We start from the raw sequence: 24,111 nt of genomic DNA, 5'->3' as shown, positions 1-24,111 counted from the left end.
GGACATGCCGGATCCATCGCCAAAGCCATTGGTTCAAATGCTCGATCACCTGCACGCCGTAGACGGTCGCCTGGGAAGGCATGTGCTCGGCGCTGAGCGCTCTGGTAGTGACTACTGGCCAAGGAACTGCCGGCTGCGCGATGAAGACTTCGACGACGTCTGCAAAGGTCTGGGCGACAAGCCGGCGGCCTAACACCCGCGCAACCGCGTTTCTTGCTATTATTCGCGCCCTTCATTCTGCGTAATCCCGAGTATTTATGTAGGTCCTTATAGTTGACCTAATTACTCGGGAATAGCATACTTGCTGCATATTCAGTGATCTTGCGGTACACCCCATGCGACTGACTCCCAAGGGCCGTTACGCCGTGACTGCCATGCTCGACCTGGCACTCCATGCTCAACATGGTCCGGTTTCTCTGGCGGATATTTCCGAGCGTCAGGGCATTTCCCTGTCCTACCTCGAGCAACTGTTCGCCAAGCTGCGTCGCGGCAATCTGGTCTCCAGTGTGCGCGGGCCAGGGCGGCGGTTATCAGTTGTCGCGTGACATGCGCGCATTCAGGTCGTCCAGGTGATCGACGCAGTCAATGAGTCGGTGGACGCCACCCGCTGCCAAGGTTTGAGCGGTTGCCACGATGGCGACACCTGTCTGACCACCACTTGTGGTCCGACCTCAGCCAACAGATTCACAATTTCTTAGCGGTATCAGTTGGCCGACCTTGTCACGCGCCATGAGGTGCAAGACATCGCCAGACGCCAGGACCAGCGTCACTGCTCAAGCAGAACGCCACGCATGGATAAAATTGAAGCGTCCGCCATCGATTGAGTAGGGCGCCAGGCTGATTGGCCTACACCTGATTAGGAGACATCAATGAAATTGCCGATTTATCTCGATTACTCCGCGACAACACCGCTGGATCCACGTGTTGCGCAGAAAATGAGCGAATGCCTGCTGGTCGACGGTAACTTCGGTAACCCGGCCTCGCGCTCCCACGTCTTTGGCTGGAAAGCCGAAGAGGCCGTAGAAAACGGTCGCCGTCAGGTGGCTGAGCTGGTCGGTGCCGACCCGCGCGAAATCGTCTGGACCTCCGGTGCCACCGAGTCCGACAACCTGGCCATCAAAGGTGTCGCGCGCTTCTACAAGAGCAAAGGCAAACCATCATCACCTCGAAGATCGAGCACAAAGCTGTGCTGGACACCACGCGCCAACTGGAGCGTGAAGGGTTTGAAGTGACCTATCTCGACCCGCAGGAAGATGGCCTGATTACCCCGGCCATGATCGAAGCGGTACTGCGTGGAAGACACCATTCTGGTGTCGATCATGCACGTGAACAACGAGATCGGCGTGATCAACGATATCGCGGCAATTGGTGAGCTGACCCGCTCGCGCGGCGTGTTGTTCCATGTCGATGCAGCGCAGTCGACCGGCAAGGTCGAGATCGACCTGAGCAACCTGAAAGTCGATCTTATGTCCTTCTCGGCACACAAAACCTACGGCCCTAAAGGCATCGGCGCGCTGTACGTCAGCCGCAAGCCACGTGTTCGTCTGGAGGCTCAGACCCACGGTGGCGGCCACGAGCGCGGCATGCGTTCCGGCACCCTGGCGACCCACCAGATCGTCGGTATGGGCGAAGCGTTCCGCATTGCCAAAGAAGAAATGGCGCAGGAAAACCAGCGTATTGCGGCCCTGAGCGAGCGTTTCTTCAAGCAAGTTGATGGCCTGGAAGAGTTGTACGTGAACGGCAGCAGCACCGCGCGCGTTCCGCACAACCTGAACCTGAGCTTCAACTACGTGGAAGGCGAATCGCTGATCATGGCGCTCAAGGACCTGGCCGTTTCGTCCGGCTCGGCCTGCACCTCGGCATCGCTTGAGCCTTCGTACGTACTGCGCGCCCTGGGCCGCAACGACGAGCTCGCGCACAGCTCAATCCGTTTCACCTTCGGTCGCTTTACCACCGAAGAAGAAGTCGATTATGCCGCGGCGAAAGTCCGCGAAGCCGTCACCAAGCTGCGCGAATTGTCGCCGCTGTGGGACATGTTTAAAGAGGGTGTCGATATTTCCAAAGTGGAATGGGCGGCACATTAATAAGCTGCCATTAGAGCGGCACCCTGATGAGATTTAGAGGACTTCACCATGGCTTATAGCGAAAAGGTCATCGACCACTACGAGAACCCGCGCAACGTCGGCAAGATGGACGCGGAAGATCCAGACGTCGGCACCGGCATGGTCGGCGCACCGGCGTGCGGCGACGTGATGCGTCTGCAGATCAAGGTTAACGATCAAGGCGTGATTGAAGACGCCAAGTTCAAAACCTACGGCTGCGGTTCGGCAATCGCTTCCAGCTCGCTCGCTACCGAGTGGATGAAGGGCAAGACCCTGGACGAAGCCGAAACCATCAAGAACACCCAGCTGGCTGAAGAACTGGCCCTGCCGCCAGTGAAAATCCACTGCTCGGTACTCGCCGAAGACGCCATTAAGGCGGCCGTTCGCGACTACAAGCAGAAGAAAGGCCTGCTCTAACCAGCAGTCGTTTACGACCAAGGAGTTCTCATGGCTATCAGCATGACCGAAGCGGCGGCCCAACACGTTCGCCGCTCCCTCGACGGGCGTGGCAAAGGTGACGGCATTCGTCTGGGTGTTCGCACCACCGGTTGCTCGGGCCTGGCCTACGTCCTGGAGTTCGTCGACGAAGCGCAAAGCGAAGACGAAGTGTTCGAGAGTCACGGTGTGAAAGTGATCATCGACCCGAAAAGCCTGGTTTACCTCGACGGTACTGAGCTCGACTTCGTCAAAGAAGGTTTGAACGAAGGCTTCAAGTTCAACAACCCTAACGTGCGCGGTGAATGTGGCTGCGGCGAGAGCTTCAACATCTGAGGCTTGCTGTGGGTACCCCTTGTCACTTTGCGTTGTTTGAACTGCAACCCAGCTTCCGTCTGGACCTCGACCAGTTGGCCGCGCGTTACCGCGAGCTGGCGCGCAGTGTTCACCCAGACCGTTTTGCCGACGCCACCGAGCGTGAGCAACGTCTGGCGTTGGAACACTCCGCGAGCCTGAACGAGGCCTACCAGACGCTGAAGAGCGCGCCGAAACGGGCGCGCTACCTGCTGGCGTTGCGCGGCCACGAGCTTCCGCTGGAAGTCACCGTGCAAGACCCCGAATTCCTCATGCAGCAAATGCAATGGCGTGAGGAGTTGGAAGACTTGCAAGACAGCGCAGACCTCGCCGGCGTCGCCACCTTCAAGCGTCGCTTGAAGGCTGCTCAGGAAGAGCTCAATGACAGTTTTGCAGCCTGTTGGGATGTGACTGCGCGCCACGAAGAGGCCGAGCGCCTGGTTCGTCGCATGCAGTTCCTCGACAAGCTCAGCTACGAAGTGCGCCAGCTGGAAGAGCGCCTCGACGATTAACTTCCGCGCCGCATTAGTGGCGCGCCTGATGCGCAGACAAGCATGGCATTACTGCAGATCGCTGAACCCGGGCAAAGCCCGCAACCGCACCAACGCCGCCTGGCTGTTGGTATCGACCTGGGCACAACCAACTCGCTGGTAGCCGCGCTGCGCAGTGGCATTTCGGCGCCGCTGGCCGATGCTGATGGCGAGGTCATTCTGCCGTCGGCTGTGCGTTATCACAGCGATCGCGTCGAGGTTGGCCAGGCGGCAAAAACGGCGGCGGCCAGCGATCCGTTCAACACCGTGTTGTCGGTCAAGCGTCTGATGGGTCGCGGCCTGGCAGACGTCAAGCAGCTGGGTGAGCAGTTGCCCTACCGCTTTGTTGGCGGTGAATCCCATATGCCGTTTATCGACACCGTCCAGGGCCCGAAAAGCCCGGTGGAAGTGTCGGCGGACATCCTCAAAGTATTGCGTGTACGTGCCGAAGCGGCGTTGGGCGGCGAACTGGTGGGCGCGGTTATTACCGTTCCTGCTTATTTCGACGACTCCCAGCGCCAGGCCACTAAAGATGCTGCGCGACTGGCTGGTCTTAACGTGCTGCGTCTGCTCAATGAGCCAACGGCAGCGGCGGTGGCTTACGGCCTGGATAAGAAAGCCGAAGGCGTAGTCGCCATCTACGATCTGGGCGGCGGCACCTTCGATATCTCGATTCTGCGCCTCACCGGTGGTGTGTTCGAAGTACTGGCAACCGGCGGCGACAGCGCGCTGGGCGGCGATGATTTTGATCATGCGATTGCCGGCTGGATCGTTGAGCAGGCTGGCCTCTCCGCCGATATCGCGCCGGGCGAGCAACGCAGTTTGTTGCAGGCCGCTTGTGCCGCGAAAGAAGCGCTGACTAACGCTGATGCCGTAGCTGTCAGTTACGGCGAGTGGCGCGGTGAACTGACCCGCGCCCACTTCGATAGCCTGATCGAGCCGATGCTGCAGCGCAGCCTCAAGTCTTGCCGCCGTGCGGTACGCGACGCCGGCATCGAGATTGAAGAAGTCGAAGCGGTGGTGATGGTGGGCGGTTCGACCCGCGTGCCGCGCGTGCGCACCGTGGTGGGCGAGCTGTTTGCCCGTGAGCCGCTGACCGATATCGACCCGGATCAAGTGGTCGCCATCGGCGCCGCGATCCAGGCCGACACGCTGGCCGGCAATAAGCGCGACGGTGAAGAGCTGTTGCTGCTCGACGTTATTCCGCTGTCCCTGGGGCTGGAAACCATGGGCGGCCTGATGGAGAAGGTTATTCCGCGCAACACCACGATTCCCGTGGCTCGCGCGCAGGACTTCACCACCTACAAAGATGGCCAGACGGCCATGATGATTCATGTGCTGCAGGGCGAGCGCGAGCTGATCAGCGACTGCCGCTCCCTGGCGCGTTTCGAGTTGCGCGGTATTCCATCAATGGTGGCCGGGGCTGCGAAAATTCGCGTGACCTTCCAGGTAGATGCCGATGGATTGCTCAGCGTTGCGGCGCGGGAGTTGGCGTCCGGCGTTGAAGCGAGTATTCAGGTTAAGCCGTCCTACGGCCTGACCGACGGCGAAATTGCCCGCATGCTGCAGGATTCTTTCCGCAACGCCAGTGACGACAAGGTCGCGCGGGTATTGCGTGAGCAGCAGGTAGACGCCCAGCGTCTGATCGAGGCTGTGCAGGCTGCCTTGGAAGCCGACGGCGAACGTTTGCTGGATACTGATGAACGCCTGGTCATCGACCTGCAAGTGCAGGAGCTGAGTGAATTGATGAAAGGCACCGATGGTTACGCCATCGAGCAGCAGACTAAACGGCTGTCGCAAGTGACCGACGCCTTTGCTGCCCGCCGCCTGGACTCGACGGTGAAGGCCGCGCTGGCGGGGCGCAAACTGAATGAAATCGAGGATAACTGATGCCGCAGGTCATATTTCTGCCCCACCCGAAGTTTTGCCCCGACGGCATGGTTGTAGAGGCTGAGCCGGGTACGTCTATTCTGGATCTGGCTCACGAGCATCATATCGAGATGGAAAGCGCCTGCGGCGGCGTGTGCGCCTGCACCACGTGCCACTGCATCGTGCGTGAAGGTTTTGACTCGCTGGAAGAGGCCGACGAGCTGGAAGAAGACTTCCTTGATCGTGCCTGGGGGCTGGAAGCGCAGTCGCGTCTGGCGTGTCAGGCGATTGTCGGCACTGAAGACATTACCGTCGAAATTCCCAAATACTCGCTTAACCACGCTGCCGAAGCGCCGCACTGATGCCAAGGAACTGACATGAGTCTGAAGTGGACTGATGTATTGGAAATCGCCATTCAACTGGCAGACAGCAAACCTGACGTGGATCCGCGCTACGTCAATTTCGTCGATCTGCAGCGCTGGGTGATTGCCCTGCCGGAATTCAGCGACGATCCGCAACGTGGCGGTGAGAAGGTGTTGGAGGCTATTCAATCGGCCTGGATCGAAGAAGCCGACTGAAACCAGCATGGCCGTGCGCACCACGGCTGGGCGCGAGCCCTACGCATTTACCCGGAACCCGCGTATAATTCGCGGGTTTAATTTTTGGCTTAACTCATAGTTTCTGGAGCTTCACATGGCTGTTCAACGTACTTTCTCCATCATCAAGCCCGACGCCGTTGCTAAAAACGTAATCGGCGAGATCGTTACCCGTTTCGAAAAAGCCGGCCTGCGCGTCGTCGCTTCGAAAATGAAGCAACTGTCCAAAGCCGAAGCTGAAGGCTTCTACGCTGAGCACAGCGCCCGTGGCTTCTTCGGCGAACTGGTTGCTTTCATGATCTCCGGCCCGGTTGTTGTTCAGGTTCTGGAAGGCGAAGACGCCATTGCCAAAAACCGCGAACTGATGGGCGCTACCAACCCTAAAGAAGCTGCTGCCGGCACCATCCGTGCTGACTTCGCCGACTCGATCGACGCCAACGCCGTTCACGGTTCGGACTCCGAAGCTGCTGCTGCTCGCGAAATCTCGTACTTCTTCGCTGCTACCGAAGTAACTGCACGTACTCGCTAATTAGCGAACGGGCGAGGGTGAAGACATGACTGAAGCTACCGGCAAAATCAATCTCCTGGGTCTGACCCAGCCTGAGATGGAAGAATTCTTCGACTCTATCGGGGAGAAGCGTTTCCGTGCCGGTCAGGTGATGAAGTGGATTCACCACTTTGGCGTCGATGATTTCGCCGCCATGACCAATGTGGGCAAGGTCTTGCGCGAAAAGCTCGAGGCCCGTGCCTTCATTCGTGGGCCGGAGGTGGTGAGTGAAGATATCTCCACCGACGGAACCCGCAAATGGGTAGTGCGCGTGGCGTCCGGCAGTTGTGTCGAGACCGTGTACATTCCCCAGGGCAATCGCGGCACCCTCTGCGTATCGTCGCAAGCAGGTTGTGCGCTGGATTGCAGTTTTTGCTCCACCGGCAAACAAGGTTTCAATAGCGATCTGACGGCGGCCGAGATCATCGGCCAGGTGTGGATCGCCAACAAATCGTTCGGCAGCGTGCCGGCGAAGGTTGATCGCGCCATCACCAACGTGGTGATGATGGGCATGGGCGAGCCGCTGCTGAACTTCGACAACGTGGTCGCTGCCATGAAATTGATGATGGACGACCTCGGTTACGGCATCTCCAAGCGCAAGGTGACCCTGTCCACCTCCGGCGTGGTGCCAATGATCGACAAGCTTGGCGAAGTCATCGACGTGTCCTTGGCCTTGTCGCTGCACGCGCCCAACGATGCGCTGCGCAACACACTCGTGCCGATCAACAAGAAGTATCCTCTGGCGATGCTGCTGGCTGCCTGCAAGCGCTATGTGGCGCGCCTCGGCGAGAAACGCGTGCTGACCATCGAGTACACCCTGCTCAAAGACGTCAACGACCGCACCGAGCACGCCGAAGAGATGATCGAGTTGCTCAAGGACACTCCTTGCAAGATCAACCTGATCCCGTTCAACCCGTTCCCGCACTCCGGTTACGAGCGACCGAGCAACAACAGTATTCGTCGCTTCCAGGACCTGCTGTATAAAGCAGGGCACAACGTCACCGTGCGCACCACTCGCGGTGAAGACATTGATGCCGCCTGCGGGCAATTGGTTGGCCAGGTCATGGACCGCACCCGTCGTAGCGAACGCTACATTGCGGTGCGCCAGCTGAACGCCGAAGCTGACGCTGTAAACGCCGCTGCAAACCGAACCTAAGGTAGGACACCTATGACATTGCGCACTGCGCTACTGCTTCTGTTCACTGGCTTACTGTTTGGCTGTGTATCGACGGGTCATGTTGACCCGATGAAAACCGACAAAGGGCGTGATGAAGCGCGTGATGCGTATATTCAGTTGGGTATCGGCTACCTCAATCAGGGCAACACCGAACAGGCCAAAGTGCCGCTGAAAAAGGCCCTGGAGCTTGACCCTTCGAACGCCGACGCCAACGGCGCGCTGGCCATTCTGTTCCAGACCGAACTGGAGCCACAGTTGGCCGATGAGCACTTTCGCAAAGCCATTGCCAGCCGCCCGGATTCGCGCTTCCTGAATAACTACGGTGTGTTCCTGTATGACCAGGGGCGTTACCCCGAGGCCAAGGAACGCTACCTGCAAGCGGTCAAAGACAACATGTACCCCGAGCGTTCGCGGGTGTTCCAGAACCTGGGCATGGTGTCGCTGAAACTCAACGATCGTGAAGGCGCCAAGCAATATTTTGAGCGTTCCCTGCGTCTGAACAAGCGCCAGGCGCGTCCGCAGCTCGAGCTGGCCAAACTGGCCTACGACGACAAACAGTACGTGCCGGCGCGCAAGTACTACGACGGCTTCAGCAAGATTTCCGAGCAGAATGCCGAGAGCCTGTTGCTGGGCGTGCGCCTGGCCAAAGTCTTTGACGACCGCGACAAAGCGGCAACCCTCGGTCTGCAGCTCAAACGTCTTTATCCCGGTACGCCGGAATACAAGCAATACATCTCGGAGCAATGATGAAAGCGGTGCAATCCGAAGCTTTAGCTGTTTCTCGCAGCAACCCAGGCGAGACATTGCGCAAGGCCCGCGAAAACAAGAACTGGTCGCTGCCTGATGTCGCCGCCCAGCTCAACCTCACCAGCCAGCGTTTGGGCCAGCTGGAAGCCGGGCAATTCGATCAACTGCCAGGGCACACCTTTGCCCGCGGCTATGTGCGCGCGTACGCCAAATTGCTGGGTATGGACCAGACCCTGATCGTTCAGGAGTTTGATCAGTACACCGGCACCAACGCCTCCGGCAGTTCCGTTCATGGCCTTGGCCGTATTGAAGAACCGATGCGTCTGTCGCAGAACCTGCTGCGTCTGGTCTGCTTCCTGCTGTTGCTGGCTTTGGCCGGTGGCGGCTTCGTCTGGTGGCAGGATCAGTCGGCCGGCCGTGGTACCGAAGCCGGTGGCATCAGCCTGGGTCACGTAGAAGTCGACGGCGCCGATGGCACCACCGAAATTCACCCGCTGGACGAGCCGGAAGACCAGGCAGTCGCTGACGCCGAAGGCCCTGTCGAAAATGCGCCGGCTGAAGTGTCGCCTGAACTGGCTGGCCAACCGGAAGCGCCGGTTGCCGCCGCTCCGGTAGTTCCTGTCGCGCCTGCTGCCCCGGCTGCCAGTGCCTCTGCACCTGTCGCGCCAACTCCAACTGCACCGGCGGCTGCAGCCCCTGTACAAGCACCAACTGTTGCTCCGGCAGCGCCGGCAGTCCCCTCCGCCCCGGTGGTTGCAGGCGCCGGCGAAGGCGTGGTGACGATCGATTTCAATGCCAACTGCTGGATTTCGCTCACCGATGCCACCGGTAAAGTCGTGGTCAGCGGTTTGAAACGTGCCGGTGAAAAACTCGAAGTCTCCGGCAAGGCGCCGCTTGAACTGCGCCTGGGTTTCGCCCGTGGCGCCCAGGTGCGCTACAACGGCCAGCCAGTCGACGCGGCGCCGTTCACCAGTGGCGAAACCGCCCGTATCAAGTTGGGGCAATAAGCATGCACGCCGAATCGCCAATCATCCGTCGCGTCTCGCGCAAAATCTGGGTCGGTTCCGTACCGGTCGGTGGTGATGCCCCCATTGCCGTGCAGAGCATGACCAACAGTGACACCTGCGACGTAGCGGCCACCGTCGCGCAGATCCGTCGCCTGGAAGAAGCCGGCGCTGATATCGTGCGGGTTTCCGTGCCCGACATGGACGCCGCCGAAGCGTTCGGCAAAATCAAGCTGCAGGTCAACGTGCCGCTGGTGGCCGACATTCACTTCGACTACAAAATCGCCCTGCGCGTGGCCGAGTTGGGTGTGGATTGCCTGCGGATCAACCCGGGCAACATCGGCCGTGAAGACCGGGTAAAAGCGGTGGTGGAAGCCGCTCGCGACCGCGGTATCCCTATCCGCATCGGCGTCAACGCCGGCTCGCTGGAAAAAGACCTTCAGAAAAAGTACGGCGAACCCACCCCCGAAGCACTGGTGGAGTCGGCCCTGCGCCACGTCGAACACCTCGACCGCCTGAACTTCCCCGATTTCAAAGTCAGCGTAAAAGCCTCCGACGTGTTTATGGCCGTGGCGGCGTATCGCCTGCTGGCCAAGCAGATCGAGCAGCCGCTGCACCTGGGTATCACCGAAGCCGGCGGCTTGCGTTCCGGTACGGTGAAATCTGCCGTGGGCCTGGGCATGCTGCTTGCCGACGGAATTGGCGATACCATCCGCATCTCGCTGGCGGCAGACCCGGTGGAAGAGGTGAAAGTCGGCTACGACATCCTCAAATCCCTGCGTCTGCGCTCGCGCGGCATCAACTTTATTGCGTGCCCCAGCTGCTCACGGCAGAACTTCGATGTGGTGAAAACCATGAATGAGCTGGAAGGGCGTCTGGAAGACCTGCTGGTTCCGCTGGACGTGGCCGTAATCGGCTGTATCGTCAACGGTCCTGGCGAAGCCAAGGAAGCCCATGTCGGTCTCACCGGTGGTACCCCGAACAACCTGGTGTACATCGACGGCAAGCCGGCTACCAAGCTGACCAATGACAATCTGGTGGACCAGCTGGAACAGCTGATCCGCCAGAAAGCGGCCGAAAAGGTCGAAGCCGACGCAGCGCTGATCGCCCGTGGCTGAGAAGAAGAACTTTAAGGATTCTGTGTGAGTAAGTCCCTGCAAGCCATCCGTGGCATGAACGACATCCTGCCGGAGCAAACCCCGCTCTGGCGTTATTTCGAAAACAGCGTGGCACGCCTGCTCGATGGCTATGGCTATCGGCAGATCCGCATGCCCATCGTTGAAGCCACTGAACTGTTCAAACGCTCCATCGGTGAAGTGACCGACATCGTCGAAAAAGAGATGTACACCTTCGACGACCGCAACGGGGACTCCCTCACCTTGCGCCCCGAAGGCACCGCCAGCTGCGTACGCGCGGTGCTGGAGCACGGTATTTCCGGCGGCGGCCAGGTGCAGAAACTCTGGTACATCGGCCCGATGTTTCGCCATGAGCGCCCGCAGAAAGGCCGTTATCGCCAGTTTCACCAGATCGGCGTGGAGGTGTTCAACCTCGACGGTCCGGACATCGACGCCGAACTGATCGTGCTTACTTGGCGCCTGTGGGGCCTGCTGGGCATCCGCGATGCGGTAAAGCTCGAACTCAACAGTCTGGGCACCAGCGAGGCGCGCGCCACATACCGCGAAGCCCTGGTGGCCTATCTGTCGGCCCGCGCCGACCAACTCGACGAAGACAGCAAACGTCGCCTGCTCAGCAACCCGCTGCGCGTGCTCGACAGCAAAGTGCCGGAAACCCAGGCGCTGCTGACCGACGCGCCGAAGCTAGCTGACTACCTGGACGACGCCTCGCGCCTGCACTTCGAAGGGCTGAAAGCTCGTCTGGACGCCGCTGGTATTCCGTACGTGCTCAATACCAAACTGGTACGCGGCCTGGATTACTACAGCAAAACCGTTTTCGAATGGGTCACTGACAAACTTGGCGCCCAGGGCACCGTGTGTGCCGGTGGTCGTTACGATGGCCTGGTCGAGCAGATGGGCGGCAAGCCTACTGCTGGTGTGGGTTTCGCCATGGGCATCGAGCGCCTGATTCTGCTGCTCGAAACCCTGGAAAAAGTACCGGAAGAAATTGCCCGTCAGGTAGATGTTTACCTGTGCGCGTTTGGCGATGCCGCCGAACTCGCCGGGCTGCAACTGGCTGAACGTCTGCGTGATCAGCTGCCGGGCTTGCGCCTGGTGGTCAACGCCGGCGCAGGGAGCTTCAAAAGCCAGCTGAAGAAAGCCGACAAGAGCGGTGCGCTGTTCGCTGTGGTGCTGGGCGAAGACGAACTGGCTCAGCAAGTGGTAGGTTTCAAACCGCTCCGTGGTCAGGGCGAACAACAAAATATTGCCTGGGATGCTCTCGCCGAGCACCTGGAAACCAGCTTGCAGCAAGGCTGACGAGCGGGTTCAAAAACAACCGGTTTTTAAACACCAGGTTTGAGCATTCAGCGGGTTTAAGGCATTGGCGTGTCGAGTACCGAAGACGAACAACTGGCGGACATCAAGGACTGGTGGGACCGCAACGGCAAACCGCTGTTGACCGGTGGCGTGTTGGCCCTGGCCGTCGTGGTGGGCTGGAACACCTGGCACAAGTACCAGAACACCCAGGCGCAAAATGCCTCGATGCTCTATCAGCAATTGCTGGAAACCACCTTTGACCCGGCCGGCAAGCCGGACGTTGCCAAGGTGGCCGATCTTTCCAACAAGCTGAAAACTGAATACGCCGGCACCTATTACGCCCAGTACGCGAGCCTGTTCGCCGCCAAGATCGCGGTCGACGCCGGTAAGCTCGACGACGCTGCCGCTGAACTGCAAAGCGTGGTCGCCAAGCCAGCCGATGAAACTGTCGGCGAGTTGGCCCGTCAGCGTCTGGCCCGTGTTATGGCTGCTCAGAACAAGGCTGAAGAAGGTCTCAAGCTGCTCGATGGCGATGCTGAAAAAGCATTCGTTGCCAGCCGCGAAGAGCTGAAAGGCGATTTGCTGGTGAAAGTCGGCCGTAACGACGACGCCCGCAGCGCATACGAGAAGGCCAAGGCAGCTCTGTCCGATGAAGCGGCAGTGGGTGGCTTGCAAATGAAGCTCGACGATCTGGCCAAAGGGGATGCGTGAAGTGATGCGCTGGAAATATGCCGCACTGTTGGCCCTGGCCGTACTTGCCACGGGTTGCAGCAGCACTAGCAAGAAAGAACTGCCACCGGCCGACCTGCCGGACTTCACCGAAGAAGTCGAACTGCATAAAGAATGGAGCCGCTCCGTTGGCGATGGCCAGGGCGACACCTTCAACATGCTGGTGCCGGCCATTGATGGCGACACCATCTACGCCGCTGACGTAAATGGCGAAGTCATGGCGATCAACCGTTTCTCCGGCGACAAGCTGTGGGAAACCGACCTTGACCTGCCGGTATCGGGCGCTGTTGGCGCCGGTAGTGGTCTGGTACTGGTTGGCACCCTGAAGGGTGAAGTGGTTGCCCTGGACGGCGCTACCGGTGAAGAAAAATGGCGCGCCAAGGTCACCAGCGAAGTGCTGGCTCCGCCGGCTACCAACGGTGACGTAGTGGTTGTGCAGACCCAGGACGACCGCGTTATTGGCCTTGAAGCCAGTACCGGTGCTCAGCGCTGGATCTACGAAAACACCCCGGCCGTACTGACCCTGCGTGGTACCGGTGCGCCGATCGTGACCGACAGCCTGGCCTACGCCGGCCTGTCTACCGGTAAGGTTATCGCTCTGGATACCCAGCGCGGTCTGCCGGCTTGGGAACAGCGCGTAGCTGTGCCACAAGGCCGCTCCGAGCTCGACCGCGTGGTGGATATCGACGGCGGCCTGCTGCTGTCTGGTAATACCCTCTACGCTGTGAGCTATCAGGGTCGCGTTGCCGGTCTGGATGCTACCAACGGTCGCATCATCTGGCAGAAAGAAGCCTCAAGTAACGTCGGCCTGGCTGAAAGCATCGGTAACGTTTTCCTGTGCTTGGCTAACGGCACCGTAGAAAGCGTCGACGAGCGTTCCGCGTCCTCGCTGTGGAGCAACGAAGCCCTGGCCCGCCGTCAGCTGTCGGCACCGGAAGTGTTCTCCAGCTACGTGGCCTTTGGTGATTTCGAAGGTTACCTGCACCTGGTCAGCCAGGTAGATGGTCGCTTTGTGGGCCGTACCCGCATCGACAGCGACGGTCTGCGTGCCCGGCCATTGGTGGTCGCCGATTGGCTCTATGCTTTCGGTAACAGCGGTGAGTTGGTTGCCCTGACCATCAAGAAGTAGGACTCACCGCACTGATGCAGCCTCAAGCCGAGGCTGGCATCAGGCAGTGAGGCCTGCGCAACAATGAGTTCGGCCGCTGCCGTTTGACGGTAGCGGCCTTTGTATTTTCTGCAATTGAGTGGAGGGGCCGTATGGTTCCCGTAATCGCCCTGGTGGGCCGTCCTAACGTCGGCAAGTCCACCCTGTTTAACCGCCTGACCAGAAGTCGCGACGCCATCGTCGGCGACCTGGCTGGTCTGACCCGTGATCGCCAGTACGGTGAAGCCAAATGGCAAGGGCGAACCTACATCCTGATCGACACCGGCGGTATCTCCGGTGACGAGCACGGCATGGACGAAAAGATGGCCGAGCAATCGCTGCTGGCCATTGAAGAGGCCGACGTTGTCCTATTCCTGGTGGACTCCCGTGCAGGCTTTACCGCCGCCGACCAGATGATTGGCGAGCACCTGCGCAAGCGCAACAAAACCTCCTATGTGGTGGCTAACAAGGTCGACAACATCGACCCGGACCTGGCCCGCGCCGAGTTCTCGCCGCTGGGCATGGGCGATGCAATCCCGATTGCCGGTGCCCACGGTCGCGGTCTCGCGCAGATGATGGAAGTTGCCCTGGGCGGCTTCCCGAAAGACGTGGAAGAGCTGGCTGAAGGCGAAGAAGAGGAAGTGGTTGCCGAAGGTCAGGAAGCCAAGCGCATCCCCGGCCCGAGCGAAAAAGACGGCATCAAGATTGCCATCATCGGCCGCCCCAACGTGGGCAAGTCGACCCTGGTGAACCGCATGCTCGGTGAAGACCGGGTAATCGTTTATGACCAACCCGGCACTACCCGCGACAGCATTTACATTCCCTTCGAGCGCAACGAAGAGAAGTACACCCTGATCGACACTGCCGGCGTGCGCAAGCGCGGCAAGATCCACGAAGAAGTCGAAAAATTCTCCGTGGTAAAAACCCTGCAGGCCATCAAAGACGCCAACGTGGTGATCTTCGTGATGGACGCCCGCGAAGGCGTGGTTGACCACGACCTCAACCTGCTTGGCTTTGCCCTGGAGTCCGGTCGCGCCCTGGTAATCGCCCTGAACAAATGGGACGGCATGGAGCCAAGCGAACGCGACTACGTGAAGACCGAGCTGCAACGCCGGTTGTTCTTCGTCGACTTCGCCGACATCCACTTTATTTCCGCCCTGCACGGCACCGGCGTCGGCAACCTGTATCAGTCGGTACAGAACGCCTTCAAATCGGCCGTTACCCGCTGGCCGACCAGCCGCCTCACCCAGATTCTCGAAGACGCCGTCAGCGAGCACGCCCCGCCCATGGTTGGCAGCCGCCGCATCAAGCTGCGCTATGCCCACTTGGGTGGCGCCAACCCGCCGCTGATCGTGATCCACGGCAACCAGGTGGAGGCAGTGCCGAAGTCGTATGTGCGCTACCTGGAGAACACCTACCGCCGCGTGCTGAAGCTGGTCGGTACGCCGATTCGCATCGAGTTCAAAGGCGGCGAGAACCCGTACGAAGGCAAGAAAAATACCCTGACCGACCGCCAGGTCAACAAGAAGCGCCGCATGATGTCGCACCACAAAAAAGCCGACAAGAAACGCCGCGATAAAAAGTGATGTTTCGGTTCTAGCGATATGCCAAAGGGCACCCTCGGGTGCCCTTTTTCATGCCCGGTCGATCCGCTATCCTGCCTGTCCTTATGGCTCCAGCCGTGCCATGACCGGTCAAACAGGAAGGCGTGATGATCACCAGCAAGTTGCCCAACATCGGCACCACCATCTTCACTCGTATGTCGCAGTTGGCCAACGAGGTGGGGGCGCTGAATCTGTCCCAGGGCTTCCCGGATTTCGATGGCCCGCAGGCCTTGCTCGATGCCGTTGCTCGCCATGTGCACAGCGGCCACAACCAATATGCTCCCATGACCGGCCTGCCGGCATTGCGTGAGCAGGTCGCGCTGAAAATCGCCGCGTGCTACGGCCGCACCGTTAGCGCCGACAGCGAAATCACCATCACTCCCGGCGCCACCCAGGCGATTTTCTGCGCCATTCAGACGCTGATCCGCGCAGGCGATGAAGTGATCGTGTTCGACCCCAGCTACGACAGCTACGAGCCCTCGGTCGACTTGGCCGGCGGCCGCTGCGTGCACGTGCCCCTCAGTCAGCCGGATTTCGCCATCGACTGGCAGCGCCTGGCCGATGCCATCACCCCGCGCACGCGCCTGATCATTCTCAACAGCCCGCATAACCCCAGCGGTGCGCTGATTTCCCGCAGCGACCTGGACCAGTTGGCCGAGCTGATTCGGGCCCGCGATATCTACCTGATCAGCGACGAGGTCTACGAGCACCTGGTATTCGACGGCGCCAAGCACGACAGCGTGCTGGCCCACGACGAGCTGTATCAGCGCGCCTTTGTGGTCAGTTCGTTCGGCAAGAGCTACCACGTTACCGGCTGGAAAACCGGCTACGTGGTGGCGCCGCCGGCGCTGAGCGCAGAACTGCGCAAGGTGCACCAGTACGTCAGCTTCTGCGGCGTAACCCCGCTGCAATGGGGGCTGGCCGACTTTATGGCGGCCAACCCGCAGCACGTCAGCGAGCTGCCAGCGTTCTATCAGGCCAAGCGCGATTTGTTCTGCGATCACCTCGAAAACTCGCGGTTCCGTTTTACCCGCGCCGCCGGCACCTTCTTCCAGTTGGCCAACTATTCAGCCATTCGCGACGACCTCGACGACGTGGCAATGGCCGAATGGCTCACCCGCGAACACGGCGTGGCGGTCATTCCGATTTCGGTCTTCTATCAAGAGCCGCCGAAAGACCTGCGCCTGGTGCGCTTCTGTTTCGCCAAGCGTGAAGAAACCCTGATTCAAGCGGCGGACAAGCTATGTCGGATTTAAAAAGCGGGCGCGATATAAACCACCTGCCCGACCTCAAACTCGCCTTGGTGCAAACCACCCTGGCCTGGCATGACCCTGCGGCCAACTTCGCCCACTTCGAGGCGCTGCTGGAACAAGCCCGCGGCGCGCACCTGATCGTGCTACCGGAAATGTTCACCACCGGGTTTTCCATGGACTCCGAGGCGCTCGCCGAGCCGGAGGAGGGCGCCAGTTACGCCTGGCTGCGTGCGCAGGCCAAACGCCTCGACGCGGTCATCACCGGCAGCGTGATCATTCAGGCCGCTGACGGCAGCCACCGCAATCGCCTGCTCTGGGCGCGCCCCGATGGGCAAGTGCTGCACTACGACAAACGTCACCTGTTTCGCATGGCCGGCGAGCACAAGCACTACAGCCCCGGCGAACGGCAAGTGCAGATGGAGTTGCACGGCTGGCGCATCCGCCCGTTGATTTGCTACGACCTGCGCTTCCCGGTGTGGAGTCGCGACCCGCACGACACTGACCTGCTGCTCTACACCGCCAATTGGCCCGCCGCGCGACGTTTGCACTGGAACCGCCTGCTACCGGCACGGGCCATCGAAAACCTCTGCTACGTGGCCGCCGTGAACCGTGTGGGCACCGATGGCAAAGGTTATCCGTACAGCGGTGATAGCCAGGTACTCGACTTTCAGGGTGAGCCGCTGCTGGACGCGCAAGACGCCGACGGCGTGTTCAGCGTAACCCTCAAGGCCGCCGACCTGGCCGCCTACCGCGAGCGATTTCCGGCGCATCTGGATGCGGATCCGTTTCATATCGAGTGAATTAGCAGGCAATAAAAAAGGCAGCCAATTGGCTGCCTTTTTCGTTTCTACCGTATCACTCGGCCAAGGCCACTTCCGGAACTTCCGGCGGCTTGGGCAGCGACGACAGCAGCGCCATGATAAGCGCCGCCAGGTACGGCAAGGATTGCACCAGCAGCATCGCGACCCAGAACTTCACGTCGTTGCTCGGGAAGCCCTGCACGATGCCGATGCCGATCGCGGCGCCCCACAACAGCAGCATGATGAACACCTCTTCACGCGCCTCGGCCATGGCCACCATAAAGCCGTGGCTGGAGCGCATTTTCGGCGTGCGGAAGAACGGGATGCTGGTGGTGAAGAAGCCGTACAGCACCGCCTTGGCGATGGTGTGCGACAACGCCAAACCGGCCAGGGCCGCGCAGAAGGCGTCCTTGAGGTTAACGCCCACAGCACGCTGGTAGAGGAACACGATCTTGCCGAACTTGAAGAAGAACAGCGCCAAGGGCGGGATCGCGAAAATCAGCAGCGGCGGGTCGACCCGTTGCGGCACGATGATCATCGCCGCCGACCACAGCAGGGCGCCGGCAGTGAAGAAGATGTTCAGACCGTCCGCCACCCATGGCAGCCAACCGGCCACGAAGTGGTAACGCTGGCCGCGCTTGAGCTGGGTATCTTTGCCGCGGAACAGATGGGCAGCGTGGCCTTTCATGATCTGAATGGCGCCGTAAGCCCAACGGAAACGCTGCTTCTTGTAGTCGATAAAGGTGTCCGGCATCAGGCCCTTGCCGAAGCTGTCGTAGGCGTATGCAGCGGAATAGCCTTTCTCGAATACGCGCAGACCCAGCTCGGCGTCTTCGCAGATGGTCCAGTCGGCCCACTTCAGCTCGTCCATCACGGTACGGCGAATCATGGTCATGGTGCCGTGCTGAATGATCGCGTCGCGGTCGTTGCGGGTCACCATGCCGATGTGGAAGAAACCTTTGTACTCGGCGTAGCAGAGCTTTTTGAAGGCGCTGCCGTCCTGGTCGCGGTAGTCCTGCGGCGATTGCACCACGGCGATTTTCGGGTCCGCGAAGTGCGGCACCATGTGCTTGAGCCAGTTCGGGTCGACGCAGTAGTCCGAGTCGATCACCGCCACCACTTCGGCATCCGGCGCGGTGTGCGGCAGGATGTAGTTCAGCGCGCCGCCTTTGAAGCCATGCAGCGGAGCCACATGGAAGAAGCGGAAGCGCGGGCCCAGTACGTTTTCGCAGTAGGCCTGCACCGGTTCCCATACCGCCGGGTCTTTGGTGTTGTTGTCGATGATCAACACTTCAAAGTCCGGGTAATCCAGGGCTGCCAGGGCGTCGAGGGTCTGTTTGACCATCTCCGGCGGCTCGTTGTAGCACGGCACGTGAATCGAGACTTTCGGGCGGTAAGTGCTATCGCCGCTCACTGGAATAAACGGCCGGCGACGTTTGTGAACCCACACCGCCTCGGCCAGTTCATGGGCCTCGGTGAGCAGCACGATAAACACGCCGATGGCGCCGACACCCAGCAGTAAGCCCACGGTCAGGCTGAACCATGTGCTGTATTGCTGGCTGTAGTCGTAGCCGATCCACACCAGTACCGAGCCGCCAGCGAAGGCGACGAAGGTCAGGAAGGTGCGGCCGCGTTGACGCAAGGCACTGCCGTCGATCAGCAGCAAAGCCAGGGCGAGCATGGCCAAAACAACTGAACCGATGGCCAGCACGCGCCATTGCGGAATGGCGACTACCGGGCCTTCGAAGGCGAATTTCTGCTGACGGGCTGCGTTGAACACGCCCCAGTAAGCGCCCACCGAACCTTCGTCGCTGGCCTTCCACGGCTGGTCGAAGGCTTCGATTACGAAGTAGTTGTAGCCCTTGGCGTTCAGCGTGTTTACCAGCGTACGCAGGTAAATCGCCTGGTCCGCCTGAGTAGCGTCAGCACCACCGCGCATACGGCCGTTGCTCGGCCAGCCTACTTCCGAGAGCAGCAGCGGTTTTTCGGGAAGATGCGTTTCAGGTCGCGCGCGCGGTCGAGCACGAACTGCGTGGAGTCTTCCATGGGAATAAATTCCCAGTAGGGCAGGATGTGCGCGGCCACCAGGTCGGTGTGCTTGGCCAGCTGCGGGTATTTTTCCCAGATGTGCCACTGCTCAGAGGTGGTCACCGGCACTTTCACTTGCGCGCGTACGCGGTCAAGGAAGGTGATCAGTTGCTGGGTGGTAACTTCACGGCGGAACAGCGCCTCGTTACCCACCACAACCCGTACCACACTGCGCGAGGAGTTGGCGATCTCGATGCCACGGGCGATTTCGCGCTCGTTGCGCTCCTCGTCGGGGCTGATCCAGATACCCAGGGTTACGCGCAGCCCGAACTCTTCAGCGATTTTCGGGATGTCAGCCAGGGTGCCATCCACCGAATAGGTGCGGATGTTGTCGGTGTGTTTGCTCAACAGTTCGAGGTCTTCCCGAATCTGTTCGTCGGTGGGGTACTGATCCTTCTGCGGGTTCTGGTCGAGCCGGAACGGCGAGAAGGAGAAACCGGAGATTTGCTCGGGCCAGTCAGGTGCAGTCACCGGACGGTTGTACAGCGCCCATATGCCGGTGAAGAGCGCGGCGATTGCCACGAATACCACCAGGTTGAGTCCAAATTTACGCGATGACATAGACGTTTCAGGTTCCAAAGGGTGGAACGGAGAGATGCCGGCGAGCGCCGGTCGGCGCGCATCCTACTCCGGCGTCAAATTGCTGTATAGCTTCAAGCAATCGCCCGGTTTTAATGCCCGCAAACCTTGGTCAGCACCGCCTGTTTTTAGTTCTGCGCAGACCAGGCAAAGCTGGCGATTTACCAGCACGTGCGGGTGTAAGTGCCGGTGGCAGTTAAGCATAGGCAAGCATCGCTGCGCACGCGTTGAACCATACTTGTGCAACCAGCGTGGCATGCACGTGTGACGCTTCATATAATGCGCGCCGTTTTGCCAGACGCGCCCTTATATAAAGGCGCGGTACAGAGGTGGTGTGATGAGTACAGATGAACAACGCTTTGGCGGCATTGCCCGCCTGTACGGCCGCGACGGCCTGGCCCGGCTGGCGGCTGCCCATGTGGCGGTGGTCGGCATCGGCGGCGTCGGCTCGTGGACGGCCGAGGCGTTGGCGCGCAGCGGCGTGGGTGAGATCTCGCTGTTCGATCTGGACGACGTCTGCGTCACCAACACCAACCGGCAGATCCATGCCATGCAAGGCGCCATCGGCCAGCCCAAGGTCGAGGTGATGGCTGAGCGCATCCGCGCCATCAATCCCAACTGCGTGGTGCATGCGGTGAGCGACTTCGTCACCCGCGAGACCATGGCCCAGTACATCACCCCTGAGCTGGACTGCGTGGTCGACTGCATCGACAGCGTGAACGCCAAGGCCGCGCTGATTGCCTGGTGCAAGCGGCGCAAGATTCAGATCATCACCACCGGCGGTGCCGGCGGGCAGATCGACCCGTTGCTGATTCAGGTCGGCGACCTCAATAAAACCGTCAACGACCCGCTGGCCTCCAGCGTGCGTTCGGCCCTGCGCCGCGATTACGGTTTCTCCCGTACGCCGGGTCGCCACTACAGCGTGCCGTGCGTGTATTCGCGCGAGCAGCTGCGCTACCCGAAACCCGATGGCAGCATTTGCCTGGAGAAGAAGTTCGTCGGCGACGGCGTCAAGCTCGACTGCGCCGGTGGCTTTGGCGCAGTGATGATGGTGACCGCCACCTTCGGCATGGTGGCGGCGGCCAAGGCGGTGGATAAGTTGGTGGCCGGTATCCGCCGACCTTCGGAACGTATGGGTAGTGCGTAGGCGCGGCTTGTATCAGGAAATTTACCCGCCGATTACCCAGTCATTACCCGCTTTTCACACCACTTGAGGCACACTGCGCAGGCCCCCGGTTCGCCGGATTTCTTCGCGGATACCTTGCATGTCCAAACGTCCTTTTCAGCCCCTTCGCTTGCCAGTTGCCTTGCTGCTGGCCAGCACGCTGCTCGCCGCCTGCGCCAGCAAGCCCAACGATTTGCGTAATCCCCATGAGGCCGTCGCGGCCTTTGCCGAAAAGTCTTACCAGGCGCCGCAGCATGGGCCGAGCCAGGGCTGGGATGCCAGCTTCACCGTGGCCGAGCAGCCCGTCGACGTCAGTTGGCTAGCCCCGGCACAAACCACCGCGGCCGCACCGTTGGTGGTGTTTTTGCCGGGCCTGGGCGAGGGCGCCAACGCCGGCTTGCAATGGCGTCGCACCTGGGCTGAGGCCGGCTACGCCGTCGTCTCGATTCAGCCCCAGCAGTATGGCCGTGGCATCTATTCCAGCAGCGAAGCACAGGCGGGCACCTTCCGGGGCATGGCCCAACGCGCCTATTCCGACAAGGCGTTGAAAGAGCGCATTGCCGTGGTTCAACAGGTGCTTAACCAGTTACGCGTGCGCGGCCAGGCCGGCGACGCCCAGGTGGCGGGTGTGGACTGGAACAACGTGGTGTTTGCCGGTTACGACCTGGGCGCCCAGACAGCTGCCGCGTTGGCCGGCGATAGCCTGCTCAAGGATTGGCACCCCAAAGCCGTGATTCTGCTAAGCCCTTACGTGGGCCCCGGCAGCCCCGTAGCGCGCGTGGATACGCCGTTGCTGAGCGTGACCGGCCCGCACGACGAAGATCCCTTTAGTTGGGTCGACTCCCCCGAGCGGCGCCTGGCCATGTGGCGCGGCAACCCCAATCCGGGCAGTTATCAACTGATCGCCAAGAATGCCCAACACCAGTTGTTCAGTGGTTCGCTAGATGAACTGCCAAGCGCCGACAGTGAGGGGCATAAGCCGCCCAAGCGTGATGGCGACATGGGCGCCGGTGCCGGCGGTCGAGACGGCAGTAGCGGCCCACCTGGCGCCGATGGCGGCGAAGGGCCCAAGCGCCGCCCCCAGCCCGACAGCATGGGCCACGGTCAGGACAGCCAGAACTGGTTTGATGCCCATCAGGTTGCCAACGTGCAGACAGTCAGCACCGCGTTTCTCGACGCCACCGTGCGTCGTTCCGCCGAAGCCAAGACTTGGCTAGGCAGTGATGCGGTTCAGGCCATCGGCCCAGGCGCCTCTATCGAGGCGCGCTAAGCGCTGACTCGCGCATTCGTGTCAGCACGGCCTGCAGGCCGTTGCTGCGCGAGGGTGAAAGATGACGGGCCAGGCCGAGCTGGGTAAACCAGGCGGCCAGGTCCAGCGTCTTCAGTTCATCGGCGGGCAAGCCATTGACCCGCACCAACAGCAGGGCCAGCAGGCCGCGAATCAGCCGGGCGTCGCTACTGGCGCGAAACTGCCAGCTCCCTTCGCTGAAATTACCCACCAACCACACCAGACTTTCACAGCCATCTACCCGATTGGCCTCGCTGCGTTCGTCGTCGGTCAGTGGGTCAAGTTGCTCGCCCCACGTCATCAGCAGACGGGCGCGCTGCTCCCAACTGATCGGTTGGCTAAAGACAACCAGAGCGTGTTCGGCGGCAGCGGGAAGGGTGGTCATCCGAGAATCTCCAGCGCTTGATCCAGTGCGGCGAAGAAGCGCTGCAAGTCGCTGCTGTCGTTATACAGCCCCAGCGACACACGAATAGCCCCCGGTAACCCCAGGCGGCGAAGCAGCGGCATGGCGCAATGGTGCCCGGCGCGCACGGCGATGCCTTGCTCGGTGAGCAGGTGGGCCAGATCTGCGCTGTGCACGTCTTCCACCACAAAGCTGGCCAGGGCCGTTTGTGGCGCACCCAGCAGCCTCACGCCGGGGCGCGCGGCCAGGCCTGCGAGCAGTTCGGCGTGCAAGGCGGCTTCATGGGCCAGCACGGCGGCGCTATCGAGACTCGCCAGATAATCCAGCGTAGCGCCGAGCGCAATCACGGCAGACACCGCCGGCGTACCCGCCTCAAAACCCAGCGGCGCCGGGCGGAATTTGGCGGTGTAGTAGTCAGTCTGCAGCAGCATTTCACCACCGAATTGCCAGGGCAGCACACGCTGCAAGGTAGCGGCGCGGCCGTACAACACGCCCACGCCATCGGGGCCGTACAGCTTGTGGCTGGAGCAGACATAGAAGTCGCAGCCCAGCTGCTGCATGTCGTGGCGGCCATGCACCACGCCCTGGGCGCCGTCGACCACGATAATGGCGCCTTGGGCTTGTGCCAGGGCCAGCAGCTCCGCCAGTGGCTGCCAGGTGCCGAGCACGTTGGACAGCTGGCTGATGGCGACCAGGCGCGTGCGCGGCCCGATCAGGTGCTTGGCGGCAACAAGGTCGATCTGTCCGGCGGCGGTAATCGGCACCACGATCAAGGCCAGGTCGCGCCGTTGCGCCAATTGCTGCCAGGGCAACAGATTGGCGTGGTGCTCAAGGGCGCTGATCAGGATTTCATCGCCGGCGTGGAAGTGTTCTTCCAGGCCATAGGCGAGCAGGTTCAGCGCCTCGGTGGCGCCGCGGGTAAAGATGATTTCGTCCTGGCTGGCGGCATTCAGCCAGCGGGCGATTTTGCCGCGTGCATCTTCGAACGCCCGGGTGGCACGTTCGCCAGGCAGGTGTTGGGCACGGTGTACGTTGGCAGCGCCCGCGGCGTAGTAACCCAGCAGGGCATCGAGCATGGCCTGGGGTTTCTGCGCGGTGGCGGCGCTGTCGAGATAGGTCTGGCCTTCGGCGGCGAGCGCGGCGAGGGCCGGGAAGTCAGAACGCCAGGGGGAGAGAGTTGGCATGGTTTGACCGCCGCACGAGGATTCTTACACCGTCATTCCCGCGCAGGCGGGAATCCAGAGTCGCTCATGTGAACGGCG

General features: G+C 60.9%; 21 protein-coding genes and 4 pseudogenes. 22 read left to right on the top strand and 3 right to left on the bottom strand.

Features of this window, described 5'->3' with window-relative positions; all coding sequences use genetic code 11:
• From AC0V2S_RS11515 to AC0V2S_RS11420, 20 genes and pseudogenes are all read left to right on the top strand, one after another.
• Positions 1 to 193, top strand: a pseudogene (locus tag AC0V2S_RS11515) (serine O-acetyltransferase); the annotation flags it as partial.
• 142 nt (positions 194 to 335) lie between these two features.
• Positions 336 to 824 (top strand): annotated as a pseudogene (locus tag AC0V2S_RS11510) (Fe-S cluster assembly transcription factor).
• Between the two features lie 45 nt (positions 825 to 869).
• Positions 870 to 2,084, top strand: a pseudogene (locus AC0V2S_RS11505) (IscS subfamily cysteine desulfurase).
• Between the two features lie 48 nt (positions 2,085 to 2,132).
• Entirely contained in the window at positions 2,133 to 2,519 is a 387-nt protein-coding gene (iscU, locus tag AC0V2S_RS11500; protein ID WP_108095972.1) for a Fe-S cluster assembly scaffold IscU, read from the top strand.
• A gap of 30 nt (positions 2,520 to 2,549) precedes the next feature.
• The gene (gene iscA, locus AC0V2S_RS11495; protein WP_108095971.1) at positions 2,550 to 2,873 is read left to right on the top strand and encodes an iron-sulfur cluster assembly protein IscA; all 324 of its coding nucleotides are present in this window, start codon (positions 2,550 to 2,552) and stop codon (positions 2,871 to 2,873) included.
• An 8-nt stretch (positions 2,874 to 2,881) separates the two neighbouring features.
• Entirely contained in the window at positions 2,882 to 3,403 is a 522-nt protein-coding gene (gene hscB / locus AC0V2S_RS11490) for a co-chaperone HscB (RefSeq protein ID WP_475509852.1), read from the top strand.
• A gap of 42 nt (positions 3,404 to 3,445) precedes the next feature.
• On the top strand, positions 3,446 to 5,311 hold the full coding sequence (gene hscA / locus AC0V2S_RS11485) for a Fe-S protein assembly chaperone HscA (protein ID WP_475509851.1): 1,866 nt from the start codon (positions 3,446 to 3,448) through the stop codon (positions 5,309 to 5,311).
• On the top strand, positions 5,311 to 5,652 hold the full coding sequence (gene fdx / locus AC0V2S_RS11480) for an ISC system 2Fe-2S type ferredoxin (RefSeq protein WP_108095968.1): 342 nt from the start codon (positions 5,311 to 5,313) through the stop codon (positions 5,650 to 5,652). The genes hscA and fdx overlap by 1 nt, the downstream gene beginning before the upstream one ends.
• Positions 5,653 to 5,667: 15 nt before the next feature.
• Entirely contained in the window at positions 5,668 to 5,868 is a 201-nt protein-coding gene (gene iscX / locus AC0V2S_RS11475; RefSeq protein ID WP_475509850.1) for a Fe-S cluster assembly protein IscX, read from the top strand.
• A 115-nt stretch (positions 5,869 to 5,983) separates the two neighbouring features.
• Positions 5,984 to 6,415 (top strand): nucleoside-diphosphate kinase, encoded by a 432-nt coding sequence (gene ndk, locus AC0V2S_RS11470; protein WP_108095966.1) that lies wholly within the window; start codon positions 5,984 to 5,986, stop codon positions 6,413 to 6,415.
• Between the two features lie 25 nt (positions 6,416 to 6,440).
• Positions 6,441 to 7,589: a dual-specificity RNA methyltransferase RlmN gene (gene rlmN, locus AC0V2S_RS11465; protein WP_475509849.1), complete on the top strand. Its 1,149-nt coding sequence runs from the start codon at positions 6,441 to 6,443 to the stop codon at positions 7,587 to 7,589.
• Between the two features lie 12 nt (positions 7,590 to 7,601).
• Complete coding sequence (gene pilW / locus AC0V2S_RS11460) at positions 7,602 to 8,357, top strand: type IV pilus biogenesis/stability protein PilW (RefSeq protein ID WP_475509848.1); 756 nt, start codon at positions 7,602 to 7,604, stop codon at positions 8,355 to 8,357.
• Positions 8,357 to 9,364 (top strand): helix-turn-helix domain-containing protein, encoded by a 1,008-nt coding sequence (locus tag AC0V2S_RS11455; RefSeq protein ID WP_475509847.1) that lies wholly within the window; start codon positions 8,357 to 8,359, stop codon positions 9,362 to 9,364. The genes pilW and AC0V2S_RS11455 overlap by 1 nt, the downstream gene beginning before the upstream one ends.
• A gap of 2 nt (positions 9,365 to 9,366) precedes the next feature.
• Positions 9,367 to 10,479, top strand: coding sequence for a flavodoxin-dependent (E)-4-hydroxy-3-methylbut-2-enyl-diphosphate synthase (gene ispG / locus AC0V2S_RS11450; RefSeq protein WP_475509846.1), 1,113 nt, complete (start codon positions 9,367 to 9,369; stop codon positions 10,477 to 10,479).
• Between the two features lie 24 nt (positions 10,480 to 10,503).
• Positions 10,504 to 11,793: a histidine--tRNA ligase gene (gene hisS / locus AC0V2S_RS11445; RefSeq protein WP_475509845.1), complete on the top strand. Its 1,290-nt coding sequence runs from the start codon at positions 10,504 to 10,506 to the stop codon at positions 11,791 to 11,793.
• A gap of 69 nt (positions 11,794 to 11,862) precedes the next feature.
• Entirely contained in the window at positions 11,863 to 12,504 is a 642-nt protein-coding gene (locus AC0V2S_RS11440; RefSeq protein WP_475509844.1) for a YfgM family protein, read from the top strand.
• Positions 12,497 to 13,651 (top strand): outer membrane protein assembly factor BamB, encoded by a 1,155-nt coding sequence (gene bamB, locus AC0V2S_RS11435; protein WP_475509843.1) that lies wholly within the window; start codon positions 12,497 to 12,499, stop codon positions 13,649 to 13,651. Before AC0V2S_RS11440 ends, bamB begins: the two co-directional genes overlap by 8 nt.
• A 131-nt stretch (positions 13,652 to 13,782) precedes the next feature.
• The gene (gene der, locus AC0V2S_RS11430) at positions 13,783 to 15,255 is read left to right on the top strand and encodes a ribosome biogenesis GTPase Der (protein ID WP_475509842.1); all 1,473 of its coding nucleotides are present in this window, start codon (positions 13,783 to 13,785) and stop codon (positions 15,253 to 15,255) included.
• A gap of 125 nt (positions 15,256 to 15,380) precedes the next feature.
• On the top strand, positions 15,381 to 16,529 hold the full coding sequence (locus tag AC0V2S_RS11425; protein ID WP_475509841.1) for a pyridoxal phosphate-dependent aminotransferase: 1,149 nt from the start codon (positions 15,381 to 15,383) through the stop codon (positions 16,527 to 16,529).
• Positions 16,517 to 17,326, top strand: coding sequence for an amidohydrolase (locus tag AC0V2S_RS11420; RefSeq protein WP_475509840.1), 810 nt, complete (start codon positions 16,517 to 16,519; stop codon positions 17,324 to 17,326). Before AC0V2S_RS11425 ends, AC0V2S_RS11420 begins: the two co-directional genes overlap by 13 nt.
• 55 nt (positions 17,327 to 17,381) lie before the next feature.
• Here AC0V2S_RS11420 and AC0V2S_RS11415 read toward each other — a convergent pair.
• Positions 17,382 to 19,975 (bottom strand): annotated as a pseudogene (locus AC0V2S_RS11415) (glycosyltransferase).
• 355 nt (positions 19,976 to 20,330) lie between these two features.
• On the opposite strand from AC0V2S_RS11415, the gene tcdA reads away from it, so the two are divergent.
• Positions 20,331 to 21,140 (top strand): tRNA cyclic N6-threonylcarbamoyladenosine(37) synthase TcdA, encoded by an 810-nt coding sequence (tcdA, locus tag AC0V2S_RS11410; protein ID WP_475509839.1) that lies wholly within the window; start codon positions 20,331 to 20,333, stop codon positions 21,138 to 21,140.
• A gap of 118 nt (positions 21,141 to 21,258) precedes the next feature.
• Positions 21,259 to 22,428, top strand: a complete 1,170-nt coding sequence (locus AC0V2S_RS11405; protein ID WP_475509838.1) for an alpha/beta hydrolase — start codon at positions 21,259 to 21,261, stop codon at positions 22,426 to 22,428.
• On the opposite strand, the gene AC0V2S_RS11400 is transcribed toward AC0V2S_RS11405, so the two are convergent.
• Positions 22,412 to 22,831 (bottom strand): SufE family protein, encoded by a 420-nt coding sequence (locus tag AC0V2S_RS11400; RefSeq protein WP_475509837.1) that lies wholly within the window; start codon positions 22,829 to 22,831, stop codon positions 22,412 to 22,414. The two genes, AC0V2S_RS11405 and AC0V2S_RS11400, sit on opposite strands and share 17 nt — an antisense overlap.
• On the bottom strand, positions 22,828 to 24,033 hold the full coding sequence (locus AC0V2S_RS11395) for an aminotransferase class V-fold PLP-dependent enzyme (protein ID WP_475509836.1): 1,206 nt from the start codon (positions 24,031 to 24,033) through the stop codon (positions 22,828 to 22,830). Before AC0V2S_RS11395 ends, AC0V2S_RS11400 begins: the two co-directional genes overlap by 4 nt.
• Positions 24,034 to 24,111 lie beyond the last annotated feature (78 nt).

This window comes from Pseudomonas sp. CC11G (assembly GCF_056174845.1).
Note: the sequence above shows the minus strand (reverse complement) of the source record. Positions and strands in the feature narration are given on the sequence as shown.